Here is a 20,171-nt window from a genome sequence, read left to right on the forward strand (position 1 = left end):
TATAACCCAAACCGGACCGTTACCCCACTGTATCAAAAAAAAAAAACAAGTCAAGCCCCAGCGGCCGGACCTTCTTTGCCGCGGAGCTCGTCCGCCCTCTTTTGATTACTAGAACCACATTGTTTGGGACATATTACACACAAATAGAAGAATACACATAAAGGAGTATGCTTGGGAGACTTGTAGGATGCTGAAATCTGTCGTTTCGTAACAACGGGATTTAATATTCCAGTCTGACAGAATGACGCAATTTGTAGTTTAAGCGTCCGAAATCATCAAGGACGGGCAGAAAAAACTTTCTGCCCGTCCCGCAAAAATTATAGAAAATAAGGCACAGCCACTACGTTCCAAATTTTTCCTTAAACCATTTAATCACCCATTCCGGTTTATAGTCAATAATCTTGCGGTTATGCGGCGTGTAACTTTCCGGCGGCGCGATAATTTGTTTTTCGCGCGGCAAGAACGGATAGACGTAATCCGTCACTACCTCTATATTGGGATACCATAGATTGTGAACTTTTTTATCCACCCAGTGCTGTAAACCCAAATTGGGCAAATTGAGCCCCGCAGACGCTGCCCAAAATACGGAATTAACCGCTATCACATACAGCGCAAACTCCGCCTTGAGGAGTGATAACAAATGCCACGTTTGGTTTATGGAAAATTTCTTGATATCTATTTCCAAATAATTCGCATTTTCCACCGGGCCGCCTTTCGTAACGCTCATCACAAAATACCCTTCTGCAATTAATCCCTCCGTCAGCGCGCGCATATGCGGGTATACGTAATTGGAACCGCGGGAATCAAGCTGTAAAAATACAATGCCCTTTGTTCCCCGCGCTTTTAAGCGCACAGCCGCCAAGGTTTCGGCTACTACAGGAGCGATCGTTTTCGGTAAATACATCACGGGCGCGGGAACGTCTTTCGGCGCGGGAAGAGAGAATGTTTCAAACAAACTCGTCACGCGGTGAGGGACGTTGATACCGTATTCGTAATACACGGGAACGGCCAGAAAATCTTCCGGAATGTTTTTGAAAGCTTGCGAATAATCGTAATTTTTCCAAATTAACGGATGGCGTGTGCCCTCGAAATAAAACACTTTGTCGAAATGCGGGTTTTCTTCCAAAAGTTTGCCCACCAGCGGAGAGTTGTTGCGGTCAAACTTGGCCCCCACGTGTGCGTGAAACGAAAGGTTGGGATATTTCTTTTTAAGCGCGGCCAGCATAGGCGTTGTGTACAGATAATCGCCGATTCCCATAAAAAAAATGAGCGCCACGCCCTTTAAATTCGGGTTTACGGCAAGCGCCTTGTCCAAATCGTAAAATACGTGTTCGTGGCGGTAAAGCGGACGTTTGATACGGTGCCATTCTTTATTAACGGGCAAAGCTTCCCGCACGGGTTTACCGAGTACGTGTTTTTTGTCAAACTGATACCATACGGGCGTATGGGTATGAAGAAAAAAGAAAATTTTGTGAAACAGCCACCGGAGCGCTTCGTAACAAACGCACACTTCGCGGTGGGAACACATCAAATTACGCCATTTATATTCTTGCATATAATAAGTATAGCAAACAAAACGCCGCCCCGTACGGAGCGGCTTTGCTCATCCGTCCACAATTTAAATATGGTAAAATCAAAAAATGTTGCAGAATTTTATCGATTGGTTTAAACCATTGCCTGAAGCCGCGGAACAAATAACTGATCCCCAAGAAATTGATAAACAATACAAGCGTTGGAGGCTGCGTTTATTTCTCAGCGCGTACCTTGGTTATACGATGTACTACGTAACCCGCCAGAACTTAAATTCTATTGCTCACGTCTTTAAAGCAGAAACAGGAATGACTAATGAACAATTTGGTTTGATGGTTTCTATTTTTCTTATTGCATACGGTATTGGCAAATTCGTAAGCGGTATGTGTGCGGACAAAAGCAATATCCGCGTATTTTTGGCGTTTGGATTAATGGCATCTTCCGTTATTAACCTCTTTTTCGGTTATTTAACATCTTTCTTGCTGCTCATATTTTTATTGATGGATATTACGCCTCTCGTGCATTGGCAATATGTGTTCGTTCTCTCCGGTTTATTCGGACTGGGGACCTCCATTTATATTTTAAACAATACAACAGATACCCCCGCCAGTGTAGGGCTGCCCCCGTGGAAGCATATACGGGCTGCCAACAGTTGGTTACCAAACAAGTCAATGAAGACAAAAGCTATTGGGGGCTTCTGTGCAAATATGTACTAACAAACAAATATATTTGGATTTTGTCCGCTGCCGATTTATGTATTTATTTTGTGCGCTATGTAACGCTTTCTTGGACGGCTATTTTTTTGGATACACGTGAAGTCTCCAAAGCCAGTATTCCGTTAATCTTTATGCTAAACCCTTTAGTAGGATCTATAGGCGGTATTTCCGCCGGCATACTGACAGATAAAGTATTCCGCGGACGTTGCACACCCTCTAACGTAATTTTTTTTATTCTGTTAGGAATTTCCTCGTATTGTTTCTACTTATTTGCGGGCCCGAACCACCTGTTTCTGACGGGATTTTTTATCGCCGCAGTAAGTTTCTTTATAGCCGGACCACAGAGTTTACTTAGTGTACAAATCAGTCTCTTAACTACCAAAGAATCCGTTGCTGCTGCGTGCGGTTTCTGTGGATTATTCAGTTACACCGGCGGATTTTTGGCCGGCAGCGGTGCGTCCTATATTTTGACACACTGGGGCTGGGCCGGCATATTCAATTCCTGTATTATTGCCTGCGCAACGGGTCTCGCCTTAATAATGACTATATGGAGAACAGAAAACCGCAAGAGTATCAATAAACATAATGCCGGAAAATACTAAAAAGAATGTTCTATATGAAACTCCCCGTGCGTAAGCACGGGGTTTCTTTTGCTTCAAAATCTCAGTTTCGCTTGATTTTGCCTGCCGCTAACACACAAAGAAAACTCCGTTTTCTTGTGGTGGGATTTTCATTCATTCCCAATTTTATAATCGGGGTATTCTGTGCGGATCAGAAAAAACCTTTTTACTCCGCGTACGCAAATCGTAAGTTAGCATCAGCCGTTCCATCCTTCGCGTTTGCCAAATATAACCCAAAGTTATACAATATATACAAGTCGGAGTATCCCTCCGTACTGCCGCATTGTGCGCGGCGTTTTACCGTTTTAACTTTACGCAAAAGGAGACTTCTCTACTATGGCTAAACTAGTTGCTATGGACGGCAACGGTGCAGTATCCCACGTCGCCCATGCCACCAACGAAGTAATCGCTATTTACCCGATTACCCCGTCCTCCACGATGGGTGAAATCTGCGACGCAAAAAGCGCCAAAGGTGAAACCAACATCTGGGGCAACGTCCCGTCCGTGAGCGAGCTGCAGTCCGAAGGCGGCGCTTCCGGCGCGGTGCACGGTTCCTTAACCGCCGGCGCGCTGACCACCACTTTTACCGCCTCCCAAGGCTTATTACTGATGATTCCGAATATGTACAAAATCGCCGGCGAACTGACGCCCACCGTCTTCCACGTGTCTGCGCGCGCCATTGCCACCACGGCGTTGTCCATCTTCGGCGACCATTCCGATGTTATGGCCGTCCGCCAGACCGGCTGGGCTATGCTCTGCTCCGACAACCCGCAGGAAGCCATGGATATGGCTTTAATCTCGCAGGCCGCCACGCTGCGCGCCCGCGTGCCTTTTGTGCATTTCTTTGACGGCTTCCGCACCAGCCACGAGCTGAATATGGTGGAACCCCTGTCCAAAGAACAGATGAAAGAAATGATTAACGACGAGCTGGTGGCCGAACACAAAGCCCGCGGATTAAATCCGGAACACCCCACCGTGCGCGGTACCGCCGCCAATCCGGACGTGTACTTCCAGGCCCGCGAAGCCGTCAACAAATTTTATAACGCCGTACCCGCTATCGTAAAAGAAGAAATGGCCAAATTTGAAAAAATCTCCGGCCGCAAATACGACCTCTTTCAATACTTTGGCGCGCAGGACGCCGAAAGACTCGTGGTTATCATGGGTTCCGGCGCGGACGTAGCCCAGAACGCCGTGGAAAGCATGGCGGGCGAAAAAGTGGGCGTACTCAAAATCAAACTCTTCCGCCCCTTCTCCATTGAAGATTTCGTGCGCGTAATCCCGGCTACGGTCAAAAAAATCGCCGTGATGGACCGCACCAAAGAACCCGGCTCTATGGGCGAACCGTTGTTCCAGGACGTTTGCGCCGCGTTCCTTACCCAAGAAGCCAAAGCCAAATTCCCGGCTACCCCGCTCATCATCGGCGGACGCTACGGTATCGGCTCCAAAGATTTTACGCCGTCCCACGTCAAAGCCGTGTTTGACAACCTGGCCAAAGATGAACCGATTAAAGATTTCGTCGTCGGTATTAACGACGATTTGACCGGAAAATCCCTGCCCGAAGCCAAACTGGCCACCAAATCCGGCAGCGATATTTTCGCCGCTCTGTTCTACGGTTTGGGTTCCGACGGCACCGTGGGCGCCAACAAAAACACGATGAAAATCATCAGCGCCAACGGCTTCTTCGCCCAAGGATATTTCGTCTACGACTCCAAAAAATCCGGCTCGATGACGACTTCCCACATCCGCTTTGGCAAAAACTACATCCGCGCGCCTTACCTCATCCAATCGGCTGATTTCATCGGCGTGCATATGTTTGATTTCTTGGATAAATACGACGTGCTCGGTTCCGCCAAAGAAGGCGCCACCGTGCTCATCAACGCCCCTTACGGCGCGGACGAAGTATGGAACCACCTTACCGCCGAAGTACAGAAAATTATCATCGACCGCAAATTAAAAGTCTACGTCATTGACGCTTCCGAAATTGCGCTCAAAACCGGTATGGGCAGCCGCACCAACACCATTATGCAGACGGCCTTCTTCGGTATCGCGGGCGTAATCCCCGCCGAAAAAGCCATCGCCGACATTAAAGAAGCCATCAAAAAAACGTATTCCAAAAAAGGCGAAGAAATCGTACAGAAGAACTACAAAGCCGTGGACGCTGCCTTGGCGGGCTTGCACGAAGTAAAATATCCGGCTGAAGTTTCTTCCAAACTGCACACCAAAGCCCCCGTTCCGGCCGACGCCCCCGCGTTTGTAAAAGACGTTTTGGGCGAAATGATTGCCGGCCGCGGCGACAAGCTGCCCACCTCCGCTATGCCGGAAGGCGGCGTGTATCCGACGGGCACCACCCAGTACGAAAAACGCAACATCGCCATTATGGTTCCGCAGTGGGATCCCAATACGTGTATCCAGTGCGGTTTCTGCTCTATGGTCTGCCCGCACGCCGCAATCCGCATCAAAGCGTATGACGGCGCGGCCTTGAAAGACGCTCCGAAAACCTTTAAATCCGCCGACGGCAAAGCCGATTTGGCCGGACTCAAATTCACCGTACAGGTAGCGGTGGAGGACTGCACCGGCTGCGGCGCGTGCGTATACAACTGCCCCGCCAAAAACAAAGAAAATCCGGAAAAGAAAGCCCTCAATTTGGTACACCAGCTTTCCGTGCGCGAAAACGAAATCGATAACTATGCGTTCTTCTTGGGCCTGAAACAAGCCGACGTGAAAACGAAAAAAGAATCTGTCAAAGGCTCCCAATTAAGACGCCCCTTGTTTGAGTTCTCCGGCGCGTGCGCGGGCTGCGGCGAAACGCCGTACGTCAAACTGTTGACCCAACTGTTCGGCGACCGCTTGGCCGTGGCCAACGCGACGGGCTGCTCCTCCATTTACGGCGGCAACCTGCCCACCACGCCTTACTGCAAACGCGACGACGGCAAAGGGCCGGCATGGGCGAACTCGCTCTTTGAAGACAACGCGGAATTCGGCCTTGGTATGCGCCTTGCGTTTGACCAGTTAAACCACGACGCCAAAGCCCTCCTCGCCGAAGCCAAAGAAGGCGGCCTTAAAGAACACGCGGCCTTGATTGACGCGCTCTTAAACGCCGACCAGACCACCGACGCGGGCGTGGAAGAACAACGTGCGCGTGTGGCGGAGCTGAAAGCAATCTTGAATAAAGGCGCGGAAAAAGGCTGCGACACCTGCAAACGCCTGCTCAGCTTGGCCGATTACCTCGTGCGCAAATCCGTTTGGATTTTGGGCGGCGACGGCTGGGCCTACGATATCGGCTACGGCGGTTTGGACCACGTCCTCGCCAGCGGCAAGAACATCAAAATCTTGGTGCTGGATACGGAAGTGTACTCCAACACCGGCGGACAGATGTCCAAAGCTACGCCTTTAGGCGCCAAAGCCTTGTTCGCCGCGGGCGGCAAAACGATGCCGAAAAAAGACCTCGGTATGATTGCTATGACCTACGGCAACATCTATGTGGCGCAGGTGGCGATGGGCGCGAATATGAACCAGACCATTCAAGCCTTGGCGGAAGCCGACGCTTACGACGGTCCGGCCTTGGTCATCGCCTACGCGCACTGCATTGCGCACGGTATTGATATGTCCAAAGGTATGGGCGAAGCCAAGAGAGCCGTACAGGCCGGACGCTGGATTCTGTACCGCTTTAACCCCGAGGCCCGCTACGAAGGCAAGAACCCCTTGCACGTCGACAGCCCCTTGGGCGCCCCGACGCTCCCGCTGGCCGATTATATGAGCGGCGAAAACCGCTTCAAAGGCCTCATGAGAGACAACCCGGAACTGGCGAAAGAGCTTATCAAACGCGCGGAATCCGAATACGCTTGGAGACGCGATTTGTATAAACAACTCGCGGCTATGGTTCCCGGCGAAAAAGTAGAAAAATAGTTTGTAGAGAAAGCGTTGAAAGCCCCCTGCGAGCGCCAGCAAGCTAGGGGCTTTCTTATACCCAAAATGGCCGCGATTTGTATAAACACTAATTCAACAAACACGCGGTAAGCAGAAGCATTGAAAGCCCTCGGCCGTCAGGTTGGGGGCTTTCTTATATTAAAAACTACAATCCGTCATTCCGTGGAGTTGTAACACGGAATCTGCCTTTTGATAACGGCAGATCCCGTATAAAAACCTTACGGGATGACGACTTAACATAAAATCTTTCTTTTCATACTGCCATAAAAAAGTCATCCTGCGGTGTTTCTGCTCGGGTTCTACCGATTTTGACGAAATAAACCCCAATCGGCAGATTCCAAACAGAAACACTACGGGATGACCTTATGTTATCCCAAAAAAACCAGTCAATTCCCCTGCAAGTGAAAGCACATCGGTAGGTTCTTTTTAGTTCTAATATAAAATAGGATAATCCAAGAAATCCCCAGAGGAGCTAACTTGCCCTTCGGCCCCTCCCGCTAAAGAACGGCACACTTGAACCGCAGTTTCCGTATAACCTCTGCAAAAGAGTGTAGATTGGTTATGAAATTGGTATACGTAAAAAAATTTGCTGGCACAGGCACTACCTGTCAGAGTAGTAGCACAATAAGAATAATCCGAATAAAACACTCCAATATGTTCTCCCTGAGATATCTCCGTCTTTCCAAAAGATTTGGCCCCAGCTGTAATATCAATATCCACATCCCGCACATCCAACGGATATTCTCCGTTGGCCATATAATATACCGCAGCAGCTTGGTGTAATGCCCGCACACGGGTAATATTTTGTATTATGCGGCTTTTCAGTACCGCTTTTTGGTACTGCGGCAGCGCCACCGACGCTAAAATACCAATAATTAACACTACAACTAACAGCTCTATAAGTGTAAATCCTTTCATCTTATTTTCCTCCCCAATTATGCTTTGCGGCTTTATTTGTGGCGTCATCCCGTAGTGCCTTTATACGGGATCTCGCTCTTGCGAAACGACAGGTTCCGGATTACAACCCTCCAAAATGACGCAATAAAACGCGCAGGCCGCCAAACCCACATTAAGTTATTCTGCGGTGTTTCTGCTCGGGATCTACCGATTTTGACGAAACAAACCCCAATCGGGATATCCCGTACAGAAACCCTACGGAATAACCCTATCGTATCAAAAAAAAAAAACGGGTCAAGGCTTACTAAAATGGACCGCAGTAAGTAAGCGGACACATTATTTGATAGAATAAAAAGATGAAAAAAATTCTGCTGTGCGTAACCGTGCTATTGGTACTGTGGTTAGCCGCCTCTTACCGCTCCGCCCGCCAAACTGAGTTAAACGAAAACTTGGTGGCAGACGCTTATTATGGGGATTTAATCTCCGTCAAAAACGGCTTAGAGGAAGGCGCGGACATTACGTTTGAATTGTATTTTCACGATCAGGACCGCCAATACGACGATATGCTCTTTAACGTGCTGCACGCGGCCGCGTCGTCCGGCAACGAAGATTTGATTAATTTCCTGTTGGAAGAAGGATTAGACATCAATTATCCCACTCCCGACGGCTGGACGCCGCTTTTCATCGCTGCGCGCGACGGACAGGCCGAAGCAGCCAAACTGCTTATTTTTCGCGGGGCGGACCTCAACGTGCAAACGGACCGCGGCGCAACCGCGCTTTTAATGGCGCTGACGCAGCCCTATCCGTCCGAAAAAGCCCGTCAGGACTTGCTTATTTATATGCTTAAACGCGGCGCGGACCCCAATCTGCCCGACGCAAACGGTTTTTTCCCCCTTTACTATGCCGCCACGCTGAAAAACGCGGACGCCGTGGAACTTTTACTGGAATACGGCGCAAAAGCCAACAAAACCAATTTAGAAAACATACGCGCCCGCCTTGCCCTCCATCCGGACAACGCTTCCCGCCGTATCCTCTCCCTGTTAAAAAATGCCGACAAAAACGCCAGAACCAAATAAAAATGGCGCATTAAATAAAATTTTGGTATAATATGTCAAGGGATTTTTTATGAACAGGGAAGAAACACTGCTTCAGAACTTTCAAGACGTCCAAAACGCCCTGTCCGCCGCCTGTAAAAAAACAGGCCGCAATCCCCAAGACATAACGCTTTTGGCCGTAACAAAGTACGCGCAAGACCAAGACGTGCTGTTTTTTCTGCAAAAGGGTCTTATCCGCCATATCGGCGAATCCCGCGTACAGCAGGCTTGGACGCGTTGGACTGGCGAAGATTTTGCAAAATATCCCGTGGTCAAGCATTTTATCGGTCATTTGCAAAAAAATAAGGCGGCAAAAGCCGCACAATTGTTTGATTTTATCGATTCGTTAGACGATTTTGACACCGCACTCGCGCTTGAACAACACCTATCTGCTTCCAAAACGCTCCGTGCGTTGGTACAGGTAAAACTGACAGAGAAGGAAACGCAATCCGGCTTACCGTTGGAAGAAGCAAGGGCGCTTGCCAAACAATTAAAGACGCTTTCTCGCGTAAAAGTGTGCGGATATATGGGTATAGCTCCCCAAGGGGCCCCCGAAGCCGAATTAAGGACACTGTTCGGCGGAGTGAAAAGAGCGTTCGACCAAGACTTTCCGCCCTGCACGGAACGGTATCTGTCTTTGGGAATGAGCGAAGATTTTATAACGGCGGTGGAAGAAGGGTCTTCCCTGCCCAGAATCGGCAGCAGGCTGTTTGCCGCAAATTTGGAGGTTTTATGATTATAAAAGTCCGTTTGATTCCCACTGCGGGACGTAATGAAGTCATCAGCCGTATCGGCAGTGTTTTGCGCGTAAAAATTAAAAATAAAAAAGTGGATGACGACCCCGCAAACGCCATTATGAAAACCTTTTTGGCTGATTTTTTCAATGTCAAAGAAGAAAGCATTATCATCGTTAAAGGGGCTAAAGGAAAAGAAAAAACTGTGGAAGTGCGCGACAAAAGCGAAGAAGAATTACGTAAAATTATGGATTCCATTCCCTAATCGTTATGCCGATTTTGAAAACCGTCCCGAGCCTGCGCTCGGGATTTTTTGTCTCTAAAATCTTCATTTCATTTTATTTTTTCTGCTGCCAACCGCCAAAAAGGAAATAAAATGTTCCGGCAACAGGCCCGCGCTAACGCAGCTGCGAACAGAATAAAAAATGATGTTCGGCATTAGGGAGATCTCCCTATCGGCAACGAACGACAATTATAAAAGTTGGGTCAAAACACTACAACTGTACCGGCAATGCGTTAATCATTTTTACGATTTCTTCAAAATTTTTATGGACGGGCTCCACAAATCCCATATCCGCCCCAATTACACGTAAGGACGGTACTTTATTGCGGATAAAATTAAGCGTAGCGCCGTTAAAACCGGTAAACATAAAATAATCGTGCGCGTTCTGAAGCGTCAGTACGGCTTTTCCTTCCGCATCGTAAAACGACGCGTTTCCGTTTTTGGAGTACATTAATGCGGACACCAATCCCGCCAAATCGCCCTGCGGCGTAAATACACCGCCGCCGGAATTTCCTTTTCTCACACCAAACCCAGGGGAAATAAAATGCTGTAGTTTTTCCACAAAATAAATATCCTTGGAAGGCAGCTGTAAATAACTCAGCACACCGTTTACCGTTTTGGGCACCACGATTCCTGCGCCAAAGCGGGAATTGCCTAAATTCGCTGCCCCAATCAAACGCACGCCGTACGCGGAGAGCTGGGCTTTGGTTTCGGGACTGTCCGCCAATAACGCGGAAAATTGTTCCTGAGAGATAGACTGCCAAGCGTTTTTACCCCGCGCTGCATAGGAATACTCGGCCGTTTCCGGATCAAAACGGATTAACGCTACGTCCACACTGCTGATACGGTTCTGCCCCGGATAAAAACCCGAATAGATAAATACCCGCGGGGAAGAAGTGCTGTGATACACGCGCACCGTCTGGCGCAGATCGGCTTCCGCCAGTGTAATTTGTACCGTACACAGCTGGGAGCCACTACAGGCGGTATATACACAATGCGCCGCTGTTAAAAACCAATTTTTATGAAGACGCACCGCTTGACACGCATAAATCTCAGCCTGCGTGTTGTATGTTTTATCCGTACGCCAAATAAAGATTTCCTTTTGCACCAAAAACGCATCCTCGCGCACGGGCAGATCTTCCTGCTCCTGCGCAAAGGAGGGTAGAGCGGCTAAAAACGTCAAAATAAATAAAAATAAAAATTTTCCCATATTTTTAGTGTATATAAAAAAATGCAAAAAAACTACCCTCGAAGCGAAAAGGTTCTGCTTTCCGAACGATAAATTTAATATAATAAACGTATGACTATTACCGTTATCATTCTTGTGTTGTTTAGTTACTTACTCGGGTCCGTCCCGACCGGCTACCTTATCGCCAAACGCGCTATGGGCATTGATATCCGCCAGCACGGTTCCGGCAACCCGGGGGCGGCAAACGTATACCGTACCGTCGGGAAATGGGCCGGCATATCCACTTTTTTAATTGACGCGTTAAAAGGGTTTATCCCCGTCTGCCTCGCCCGCCATTTTTGTCCGGAAGCCTATTGGGTGGCCATTGCGTGCGGCGTAATTGCCATTTTGGGCCATATGTGGACGATTTATCTTAAATTCCGCGGCGGAAAAGGCGTTGCCACCTCCGCGGGCGTATTTGCCGCGCTCTTGCCGGTTCCTACGGCGATCGCGTTTGCGTCGTTCGTCGTATGCGTGGCGTTGTGGGGCCGTATTTCCATCGGTTCCATTGTGGCGTGTATTGTGCTCCCCATTTGCAGCTTTTTTATCGGAAAACACCCGATGACCGTCAATTTAATGGTAACGGCCATCGGCGCGCTTGTTATTTACAAACACGTTCCCAACATTAAACGCCTCCTGCAGCAGAAAGAGCTGAAGTTTGAGGACGGCGCCAAAAAGAGAAAAGAAAATGAAAGTAAATAAAATTACCGTATTCGGCGCGGGTATTTGGGGCAGCGTTATCGCCCAGCACTTGGCGCAAAAAGGATACAATGTCTCGCTGTGGGAATACAACGAGCAGCTGCTCAACGTGCTGAAAACAATGGGCCGCCACCCAAATATTCCTAACTTTAAAATCCACGACAATATCCGCCTGACGGATAACGCGGAAGAAGCCGTCCGGGATACCGATTTAATTGTTTTTGTGATTTCCTCCAAAGCTATCCGCGCGTTCTGCCGCGAGCAGCTTAAACCGCTTTTGAACGGACGGGCCGTACCTGTGGTCAGCGCGTCCAAAGGCATTGAGGACGGTACGTTTAAAACGATTTGCGAACTGATTGAAGAAGAACTGCCGCAGTTAAAGGATAAAACGCTTGCGTTTTCCGGCCCCAGTTTTGCGTTGGAAGTGGCGCAGAATGTGCCGACCAAAATCATGTTGGCAGGGAAAGACCCCGCTCTTGTGGACGAAATCCGCGACGTAATGAGCGGCGACCCTATTATCGTAGTACCATCTTCCGACCGCCGCGGCGTGGAATACGGCGGCGGCATTAAAAACGTACTGGCTATCGGCTGCGGCGTGATTGACGGCATCGGCGACGGCGCTAACGCAAAAGCTGCCCTCATTACCCAAGCCTTGCAGGAGATGAACGACATCATCGTCAGCCAAGGCGGGCAGGCGGGTACGGTTTACAGCCTGGCCGGATTTGGCGACGCCATTTTAACGGGGATGTCCGCCATTTCCCGCAACCGCCGTTTGGGCGAAAAGCTGGGCGCGGGCCTTTCGCTGGAAGAAGCTAAAAAAGAAGTCGGCACGATTGCCGAGGGCGTAAACTCCGTGCAAAGCGTGTACGATATCGCCCGCAAAAACAATCTCAAAACCCCGATTATAGACGCAATTTGGCAGATTGTCTGCCAAGGCAAAAAGCCTTGCGTACTGCTCCACGCAATGGGATTTACCGAACGGGGCAATAAATAATTCAACCGGTTGGGCAAGATTTTTTCCCCCCGAACACAACACAGGCCAAAGGACAAAGAAAAATGAATAAGGACGACGTAATCCGACACTTAACACGGCACGTATTAGACAAAAAACAAGCCAAAATGTCGGTAGATAAAGTTTTTGAAATTATCAAACACGGTTTAAAACGCGACGGCAAAGTAGTCATCAGCAATTTTGGGTCGTTCCAATTAAAAACGGCACGCCCCGTAACGCGCCATAACCCCAAAACGGGCGAAAAAGTGCAGGTGCCCGCCAAACAAAAAGTGCGCTTTAAACCGTCTCCGAATATATTAGATAAATAACTGAGGAATATTAAAAACAATAAAAATTAGGGCCATCATATCCTTCACAAGGTTGCCCGAATATTTTTCCTAAGCGGTTGCATTGTGTATCCCCCACCGTACACTGCAGTTGGTATTTCTTATCGCCCCCATCAGCATAAAACCTCAGTCTGGATAAATTGTAATTTTCAGTCCAGTAAAAATTAGCCCACGTTGCTGTATTGCGCAATACTATACCGAAATCGCGGTTTCCACAGCGAATAGAACACATATCCGTATCTTTGCAAGCTTCCCAATTCAGGGCGGGAATAGAAACAGGCAAATCAGCAAAGTGAAACCATGAATTCACAGGATCATCCGGTTGGCGTGTTGGAAATCCCCCTTGTTCCATAGCCAGTACCTGTTGGGCGCTGGTTAACGTGGCAAGCAGCGGCATTACGCAGCTTAGCGCCGCTTTGTTGCGTGCTGTTTGGTATTGGGGCAGCGCAACGGCGGCCAAAATACCGATAATTAAAATGACGACTAATAACTCAATTAAGGTAAAACCCGTTTTACCGGTTTCCGGAACGAGTTCAAGATGAGAACGTGACGTAAAACCTTTCATTCTGTTTTCTCCATAAAAAAATCATCCGGAAAGGTTTCTGCTCAGGATCTAGCGATTTTAAGCAAATAATACATCATCAGAAGCTCCCGTACAGAGACCTTACGGAATGACCTTATGTTATCAAAAAAAAAAAACGGGTCAAGGCCCAGAGGCTGGGTGCGAATTAAAGTTGCAAGTTCAACAGGACAAAAGGTGTAATCAGGAGACTTATGACCAAATACCAACCACACAAAAACGGAGCGAAAAAAATCTCCGCTCCGTTCCAATACATTCGCTTATCAAAATTTATAACACTTGTTTCAGTTCCAGCGGCAAATCGCGTTTTTGGATAAGCACCGCACTGTGCGTATTAGTCTTTTTATCCAAACCAAAAACGCTGACGCGGTACGTTACCACCATTTTACCGCCTTCCTCGCGCACGTCCTGAATTTCAAATACCTTATCCGGCAAGTTGCTGGTAGATTCCAACACCAACACATTATCCGTAGCAAAATTGGCCGACGGATACTTTCCGCGCGCCGTACGTTTAAACGCTTTATATTCTTCCGCCGTTTTAATCAGTTTGGCTGACACAGGGGCGTTAATCATAGAAATAGCGCTTTTCGGCCCCTCCACAGGCTGTGGCGCACCGGAAGGCAACCGGATATTCTGCACTTCGGATAAATCTACCGTTGTACGTTTTTCCTCATTTTCTTCGTCACCATCGATCTTAATAACTTGACCCGAACGGGAAATAACTTTTTCCATTCCCGGAACACTGATTTTAGAAAGTTGGGACGGCACAGAAAGTTCCACATAATCCGGATCTTCCAGCTCTGTTACTCCTTCTGGCACGGAAGCGCCCTTTAAATCAAGCATCAGCAAAGAGTCCGTTGGGCGAAGAGGAACGGTGTTGTTCTTCTCTTTGGCAAAACGGTATATATCCCACACGCGCATAGTGGCCACTCCGGCCGAAAATACCACAATAAATATGACAAACATCCAGATATTTTTTTTCATTATTTTTTCTCATACTTTGCCGTAATTATGGAACGCAAACCGCCGCGCGGCGTAAACACTCCTGTTACGGTCGCCCGTTTGGGCTTACAGGCTTTTACTACGTCGTCCAAAATTTTATTCGCGATATTTTCCATAAAAATCCCCATATCGCGGTATTCGAGCAAATAGTATTTAAGCGATTTAAGTTCTAAGCACAATTCGTCCGGAACATATTCAATCGTAATCACGCCGAAATCCGGCAGCCCCGTTTTCGGACAGACGGACGTAAATTCCGGCAGTTCTATTTTAATGTCGTAATCGCGTTTATATTGGTTAGGCCAGCACTGAATGGCCGGAAGGACAGCGTCCGCATTTTTACGGGCGTGGTCGGAAGTATAACCGAAATCAATATCTTGCATCGTCATTTTATTTTTAATAACCTCACCGAATTTAATAAAACAAAAAACACGACAGTCAAACTGCCGCCCGTCGTCCAATACCAACCGGAAACGGCCGGCATACGCCACAAAAGCCATACGGCAAGCGCAATACCCGCCAAACAGGAAGCCGCGGCGTTAAACAAAGCAGTGCGGCGCAGCCTTGTATTTATTGTAAACAAATCTTTTATCGGATACAAGGCCTTTCCTTTTAAAATTACATCCACCCAATTATTGTATACGTTACGGCCGGAAGCAAACACAATTCCCGCATCCGCACGAAGAAGCGCAATAATATCGTTAAATCCGTCACCCACCATTACCACACGCTTGCCCAAACCGCGCAGGTTGGTAATAATTTCGGCTTTTGTTTTGGGCAGTACGTTAAAATTCATTTTTTCAATACCGGCCTGCTTGGAAAAAGAGGCAACAGACGACTCATTATCGCCCGACACCAAAATAATGTCTTTTCCTTTGGCTCTCAAAAATTCCACCATTTCCCGCGCACCGCGACGCAATTCGTCGGCAAGCGTCAGATATCCCAAAAACTCTCCGTTTTTGACCACACAAATAACCGCCGCTTCTACGGACAGCAGTTCGTCCGGCACCTCAACACCCTGCTCTTTTATCCATTGAATCCGGCCCGCCAAAATTTTGTCCACACGCGTAGAAGCCTGTACACCCAACCCGGGAAGCACGTCAAAACAAAGCAAACTTTTCGTTTTTACTTTATTTTTTTTGGCATAACTATTTACCGCGTCGGCAAACGGTCCGTCAACGAGTTGTTCGGCAGTGGCGACCGATTCCAACAACGCTTGTCTTAAAGATTCCTTTACCGGAAACACGCCCGAAACGCGCAATTCGCCGTACGTCAACGTGCCGGTTTTATCAAAAAATACGGTATCGGCGCGGACAAGTTCCTCAAGCGCATAAATATTTTGAATTTTAATTTTTTTGGCAAGTGCGCCGGCACGCGCAAAAAATGAGGGAAATATCGGTGCAAATACCAAAGCCGGCGGACAAGATAGCGCCAAACAAAACAGCAGTGCGCCCGCATAACGAAACCACTCGTTTGGTCCAGCCGAAAACGCGCCGAAATGATACACAATATATGCATATACTCCCAAAGAGAAAACTACCGCAAACGGAAAAAGAAAAGCTGAAAACGCGTCCAAACTGCTGGAAAAATTACCGCGGCGCAGTTCCCCTTTTTTGACAGCCTCAATCACGTTCATTAAAGCGGATTGTGCCAGCGGAAGGGTAACCTCCACATACACAGACGAAGATTTGTTTAACGTACCCGCATAGACGGGACTGCCGACCCGCTTGGAAGTAGGAAGCATATTCCCCGTAACCAGCTGTTCGTCGATAGACGTTTTGCCCTGTTTAACAATACCATCGCAAGGCAACCGTTCTCCTTGTTTAACCAAAATAAGATCGCCCGCTTTCAATTCGCCCGCAAATACCTTTTTAAATTGACGCCCCACGCACAACCGGCCCGATTTGGGAAGAAAATCATCTAACTTTTTAATATAGACCCGCGTTTGTTCTCTTTCGCGCGCCAGCCGCCGTTCCGCCCACAGTGAAAGCGTCAAAAGAAACGAAACGTATACAAACAGATTCGGAGACGGTCCATAAAGCGGACGCGTTAAAAATACGTTAAACGACGAATATAAAAAACCGGAAAATACAGCTACTCCCGAAAACAGCGCAAAACTCAACCTGCCGGATATCAAATCTTTCCAACCGCAGCGGGCCAATATGTCCGCACAAAAAAGTATGTTCATCAGCACCAAAATAAAAACGCCCACGTCCGAATGATGCAACGTAAGCGAACAAAGCAAAAGTACAAAAAAACAGCACGACAAAAAGAAGCGGTATGTAAATGCCTTAGAAGATACCGTCAGGGCATTTGGAACGCAGGAAGAGGACGCTACAGAAGCCTTCATATTAAATTAACGCGGGAAAAAGCGGTTCGCGAGTACGCGTTCGCGGCCTTTTTCGGTTTGCATCATACGAATTTTAGCGTCATAGCGGCGGGCGTTTTTCGGATCCAGCTTTTTGGCCACCATATAGTTAGCCGTCGCACTGACCGGATCTTCCATCGCTAACATATCCCCCATCAACTCATATGTAGGTACATACTGGTTGGCCAATTCTTTGGAGCGCACCAGCATACCAAGCGCCTGTTCCTTTTCGCCTTTGCGGAAGAGCAAATCGCCCATATAATAGTAAGCCAGCGCATAGGAAGGCTGAATAGAAACGGCTTCCTCCAAATCCGCATAAGCGTTAGAAGGATATCCCATTGCCATAAAAACACGTGCACGTTCCAAATAGGCTCTGGCGTCGTCGGGACGCAGATGGATTAAATAAGAAAAATCATCGAGTGCAGCGTCAAACATACCCGAATCAAAATACGCCAGCCCGCGGTTTAAAAACAAAAGAGGTTCGTCATCGCGCAATTTAAGCGCGCTGTTGAAATCTTGTAAAGCCTCGACAGTGCGGCCTTGGCGGTAACGAGCAATAGCGCGGTTCATAAGCGCGGTAAAGTACTTGGGATTGCGGACCAAGGCTTCGCTTAGATAAAAGGCAGCATCCGTATTGCGCCCCATATCCACATATAACGCACCAACATTATTGAACGGCTCGGCCGCATCGGGATTTACATCAATGGCGTGCAGGTAATCAGCCTCGGCGAACCGGCGGTTTTTAGCGCGTTCTTTTGCATCTTTCACAGGCAAGCGTTCCCACAATACGCCGCGGTTGACAATCGCCGCGTAATGGTTGGGGTCCTGTTTGATGATGCGGGAATAGATTTGAATGGCTTTTGTGAAATCACCCTTAGAAGTAGCCAACTGGGCCTGCTTGAACATTGCTTTATCTCCACCGCAGGCGGCTAGCCATAAAACCGCCGCCAACAAACTTAAAACTTTTTTCATTTTTCCTCCCGTTTCTCTTTCCGGTTAAAAAATAACGAAATAACCAACATACACCCGCCTACTGTAATAAATGAGTCAGCTATATTAAACACAGGCCAAACCCGAAAATCCAAAAAGTCCACTACATAGCCTAATGTTATTCTATCATAAAGATTGCCCAATGCACCCGCTAAAATAAAAATACAGCCCCATTCCACCAGTTTTCCATAAGAGCAAAGTTCTTTCCAGCTTTTAAGCATATAAGCCACAATCGCCAGCATAATGAAAATGAGAAGCAGATTTCCCCCTTGCATCATACCAAACGCCGCGCCCGTGTTTTCCACATAGCGCAGGTAAAAAAACGGCAGCAGTTTAATAGGTTCATCGGGAAGCCAGAACAAAGCCGCCACTTTCGTCAGGTGATCTAACAGAAAAATACCGCCCACCACGCCCAGTATGACGCGGTGTTTCTGACTCCAGTTTACGGCTTTATTCCAAAAATTATGCACTTACCGTTTCCCCTTCTTCCACTACAATACCCTCTTTGGCAAGCACCGAAGCACAACGGGCACAGATATCTGCGTGTTTATCATCGGAGCCGACATCCTCTTTCCATTGCCAGCAGCGGGCGCATTTCACACCGGCGGCGTGCTCCGCAACTATGCAAAGAGGTTCCGTTCCGTCCTGCACCTCCACAGCGGATACAATGGCAATTTCCGGCCAAAGCGCTTTGGTTTCTTCCAAAAACGCCTTCATTGCCGGATCGGAGGTTTTAAAAATAACTTTGGCTTCCAAGCCCGAACCGATAATCCCTTTCTGGCGCGCTTCTTCCAAGGTTTTTTGGACGGTTTCGCGCACGGAGCGGATTTTATTCCATTTTTCTTCCAGTTTTACATCAGGAATCAGGGAAGCATTCGTGGGCATATTGGAAAGGAAAATGCTCTGCGGCAATTCGCGCCCCAAGGCGGTTTTACGCAGTTCCTGCCACGCTTCTTCGGCGGTAAAAGAAAGCACCGGCGCCATCAGCTGGAGTAGCGTTACCGCAATTTCCGCCAGTGCAGTCTGCGCGCTGCGCCGTGCCGGAGAAGATGCCCCCAGCGTGTACAGGCGGTCTTTGGACGCATCCAACATAAAGGAGGACAAATCCAAAATACAATAGTCCGTAATGGCACGCATTGCGCGGCGGAAATTAAATTCCGCATACCCTGCGTGGACTTCTTGAATAAGTTCATTCAAACGCCCCAGCATATAACGGTCCATTTCCGCCAGATCTTTGCCCGCCACTTTGTGCTGTTGCGGATCGTAATCGGATAAATTACCAAGCGCATATCGTACCGTATTGCGCAGTTTGCGGTAGGTATCAATCGGGCCGCCTAAAATTTCATCGGAAATGCGCACGTCGCCTTGATAATCGGAAAAAGCCACCCACAGACGCAAAATATCCGCACCGTATTTATTGACGACATCCTCCGGATCAACGCTGTTGCCCAAAGATTTATGCATCGGGCGGCCTTGCTGGTCCAGCACCATACCGTGCGTCAAAATAGTTTTAAACGGAGCGGTTCCTTCAAGTGTATAAGAAGGAATGTACGAACTCTGGAACCAGCCGCGGTGCTGGTCGGACCCTTCGGAATACACGTCGGCCGGGAAGGTGATGCCGCGGTCTTTAAGTACGGCCGCCCAGGAAACGCCGGAGTCGAGCCATACGTCCAAAATGTCCGTTTCTTTTCTAAATTCGGTGCCGCCGCATTCGCAATGGTATCCTGCCGGCATTAATTTTTCTACCGGATCGGTAAACCAAAAATCGGATCCTTCTTCCATAGCACGCGCTTTGATAAAATCAAAAAGGGTATGGTCAATTTGCGGTTTGCCGCATTTTTTACAGTACAAAATGGTAACGGGCGTACCCCAGAAGCGCTGGCGGGAAAGACACCAGTCCGGGCGCAGGCCTATCATTGAACGCATACGTTCTTCGCCGCCTGCGGGATAGAATTTGACGTTATCCAAATTCTTCATGAGTTTTTGGCGCAGACCGTCTTTATCAATGTTCATGAACCACTGTTCCGTGGCGCGGAAGATAATCGGGTTATGGCAGCGCCATTATCGCTGATTTTCTTAGTATAACTTCCGCTCCACATAACAAGATCATTTACGGTATCCAGTAAAACGGCATCTGTCTGCATAAAATACGGATAAGACATATCCAG

Annotated in this window: 19 protein-coding genes; 9 read left to right on the forward strand and 10 right to left on the reverse strand. The window is 48.2% G+C overall.

Going from position 1 to position 20,171, the window contains the following annotated elements; translation table 11 throughout:
• Window positions 1-340 precede the first annotated feature (340 nt).
• Window positions 341-1,555: a glycosyltransferase family 9 protein gene (locus ACI351_RS00465; RefSeq protein ID WP_439733293.1), complete on the reverse strand. Its 1,215-nt coding sequence runs from the start codon at window positions 1,553-1,555 to the stop codon at window positions 341-343.
• Window positions 1,556-1,640: 85 nt separating this feature from the next.
• Here ACI351_RS00465 and ACI351_RS00470 point away from each other — a divergent pair, with 85 nt between their 5' ends.
• The 3 genes from ACI351_RS00470 (at window position 1,641) to nifJ (ending at window position 6,772) form a co-directional block, all read left to right on the forward strand.
• Window positions 1,641-2,246 (forward strand): MFS transporter, encoded by a 606-nt coding sequence (locus ACI351_RS00470; protein WP_439733294.1) that lies wholly within the window; start codon window positions 1,641-1,643, stop codon window positions 2,244-2,246.
• Window positions 2,156-2,848 carry an MFS transporter gene (locus tag ACI351_RS00475; RefSeq protein ID WP_439733295.1) on the forward strand — a complete coding sequence of 231 codons (693 nt, stop codon included), beginning with the start codon at window positions 2,156-2,158 and terminating at the stop codon, window positions 2,846-2,848. Before ACI351_RS00470 ends, ACI351_RS00475 begins: the two co-directional genes overlap by 91 nt.
• 354 nt (window positions 2,849-3,202) lie before the next feature.
• On the forward strand, window positions 3,203-6,772 hold the full coding sequence (gene nifJ, locus ACI351_RS00480) for a pyruvate:ferredoxin (flavodoxin) oxidoreductase (protein WP_439733296.1): 3,570 nt from the start codon (window positions 3,203-3,205) through the stop codon (window positions 6,770-6,772).
• 453 nt (window positions 6,773-7,225) lie between these two features.
• On the opposite strand, the gene ACI351_RS00485 is transcribed toward nifJ, so the two are convergent.
• Window positions 7,226-7,711 carry a type IV pilin protein gene (locus ACI351_RS00485; RefSeq protein ID WP_439733297.1) on the reverse strand — a complete coding sequence of 162 codons (486 nt, stop codon included), beginning with the start codon at window positions 7,709-7,711 and terminating at the stop codon, window positions 7,226-7,228.
• A gap of 335 nt (window positions 7,712-8,046) precedes the next feature.
• Here ACI351_RS00485 and ACI351_RS00490 point away from each other — a divergent pair, with 335 nt between their 5' ends.
• The 3 genes from ACI351_RS00490 to ACI351_RS00500 are packed head-to-tail and all read left to right on the forward strand — an operon-like array spanning window position 8,047 to window position 9,783.
• Window positions 8,047-8,766 carry an ankyrin repeat domain-containing protein gene (locus ACI351_RS00490; protein WP_439733298.1) on the forward strand — a complete coding sequence of 240 codons (720 nt, stop codon included), beginning with the start codon at window positions 8,047-8,049 and terminating at the stop codon, window positions 8,764-8,766.
• Between the two features lie 49 nt (window positions 8,767-8,815).
• Window positions 8,816-9,520 (forward strand): YggS family pyridoxal phosphate-dependent enzyme, encoded by a 705-nt coding sequence (locus tag ACI351_RS00495; RefSeq protein WP_439733299.1) that lies wholly within the window; start codon window positions 8,816-8,818, stop codon window positions 9,518-9,520.
• Window positions 9,517-9,783: a DUF167 domain-containing protein gene (locus tag ACI351_RS00500; protein ID WP_439733300.1), complete on the forward strand. Its 267-nt coding sequence runs from the start codon at window positions 9,517-9,519 to the stop codon at window positions 9,781-9,783. Before ACI351_RS00495 ends, ACI351_RS00500 begins: the two co-directional genes overlap by 4 nt.
• A gap of 229 nt (window positions 9,784-10,012) precedes the next feature.
• Here the strand turns inward: ACI351_RS00500 and ACI351_RS00505 are convergent, their stop codons facing one another.
• Complete coding sequence (locus tag ACI351_RS00505) at window positions 10,013-11,011, reverse strand: trypsin-like serine protease (RefSeq protein ID WP_439733301.1); 999 nt, start codon at window positions 11,009-11,011, stop codon at window positions 10,013-10,015.
• Between the two features lie 90 nt (window positions 11,012-11,101).
• On the opposite strand from ACI351_RS00505, the gene plsY reads away from it, so the two are divergent.
• From plsY to ACI351_RS00520, 3 genes are all read left to right on the forward strand, one after another.
• Window positions 11,102-11,731: a glycerol-3-phosphate 1-O-acyltransferase PlsY gene (gene plsY, locus ACI351_RS00510; protein ID WP_439733302.1), complete on the forward strand. Its 630-nt coding sequence runs from the start codon at window positions 11,102-11,104 to the stop codon at window positions 11,729-11,731.
• Window positions 11,718-12,722, forward strand: coding sequence for an NAD(P)H-dependent glycerol-3-phosphate dehydrogenase (locus tag ACI351_RS00515; RefSeq protein ID WP_439733303.1), 1,005 nt, complete (start codon window positions 11,718-11,720; stop codon window positions 12,720-12,722). Before plsY ends, ACI351_RS00515 begins: the two co-directional genes overlap by 14 nt.
• A 62-nt stretch (window positions 12,723-12,784) precedes the next feature.
• On the forward strand, window positions 12,785-13,048 hold the full coding sequence (locus ACI351_RS00520) for an HU family DNA-binding protein (protein WP_439733304.1): 264 nt from the start codon (window positions 12,785-12,787) through the stop codon (window positions 13,046-13,048).
• A 10-nt stretch (window positions 13,049-13,058) separates the two neighbouring features.
• Here ACI351_RS00520 and ACI351_RS00525 read toward each other — a convergent pair whose 3' ends face one another.
• The 7 genes from ACI351_RS00525 to ACI351_RS00555 form a co-directional block, all read right to left on the reverse strand.
• The gene (locus tag ACI351_RS00525) at window positions 13,059-13,631 is read right to left on the reverse strand and encodes a pilin (protein ID WP_439733305.1); all 573 of its coding nucleotides are present in this window, start codon (window positions 13,629-13,631) and stop codon (window positions 13,059-13,061) included.
• Window positions 13,632-13,916: 285 nt separating this feature from the next.
• Complete coding sequence (locus tag ACI351_RS00530; RefSeq protein WP_439733306.1) at window positions 13,917-14,630, reverse strand: hypothetical protein; 714 nt, start codon at window positions 14,628-14,630, stop codon at window positions 13,917-13,919.
• Complete coding sequence (queF, locus tag ACI351_RS00535; RefSeq protein WP_439733310.1) at window positions 14,630-15,028, reverse strand: preQ(1) synthase; 399 nt, start codon at window positions 15,026-15,028, stop codon at window positions 14,630-14,632. Before queF ends, ACI351_RS00530 begins: the two co-directional genes overlap by 1 nt.
• 2 nt (window positions 15,029-15,030) lie before the next feature.
• Window positions 15,031-16,995, reverse strand: coding sequence for a heavy metal translocating P-type ATPase (locus ACI351_RS00540; protein WP_439733307.1), 1,965 nt, complete (start codon window positions 16,993-16,995; stop codon window positions 15,031-15,033).
• A 6-nt stretch (window positions 16,996-17,001) separates the two neighbouring features.
• A complete protein-coding gene (locus tag ACI351_RS00545; protein ID WP_439733308.1) occupies window positions 17,002-17,985 on the reverse strand; it encodes a tetratricopeptide repeat protein in 984 nt (327 codons plus the stop codon).
• On the reverse strand, window positions 17,982-18,473 hold the full coding sequence (gene lspA, locus ACI351_RS00550) for a signal peptidase II (RefSeq protein WP_439733309.1): 492 nt from the start codon (window positions 18,471-18,473) through the stop codon (window positions 17,982-17,984). The genes ACI351_RS00545 and lspA overlap by 4 nt, the downstream gene beginning before the upstream one ends.
• Window positions 18,466-20,046, reverse strand: a complete 1,581-nt coding sequence (locus ACI351_RS00555; RefSeq protein ID WP_439733311.1) for a class I tRNA ligase family protein — start codon at window positions 20,044-20,046, stop codon at window positions 18,466-18,468. Before ACI351_RS00555 ends, lspA begins: the two co-directional genes overlap by 8 nt.
• Window positions 20,047-20,171 lie beyond the last annotated feature (125 nt).

The organism is Candidatus Avelusimicrobium sp. (assembly GCF_051874775.1).
In the GTDB taxonomy this organism is placed as follows: domain Bacteria; phylum Elusimicrobiota; class Elusimicrobia; order Elusimicrobiales; family Elusimicrobiaceae; genus Avelusimicrobium.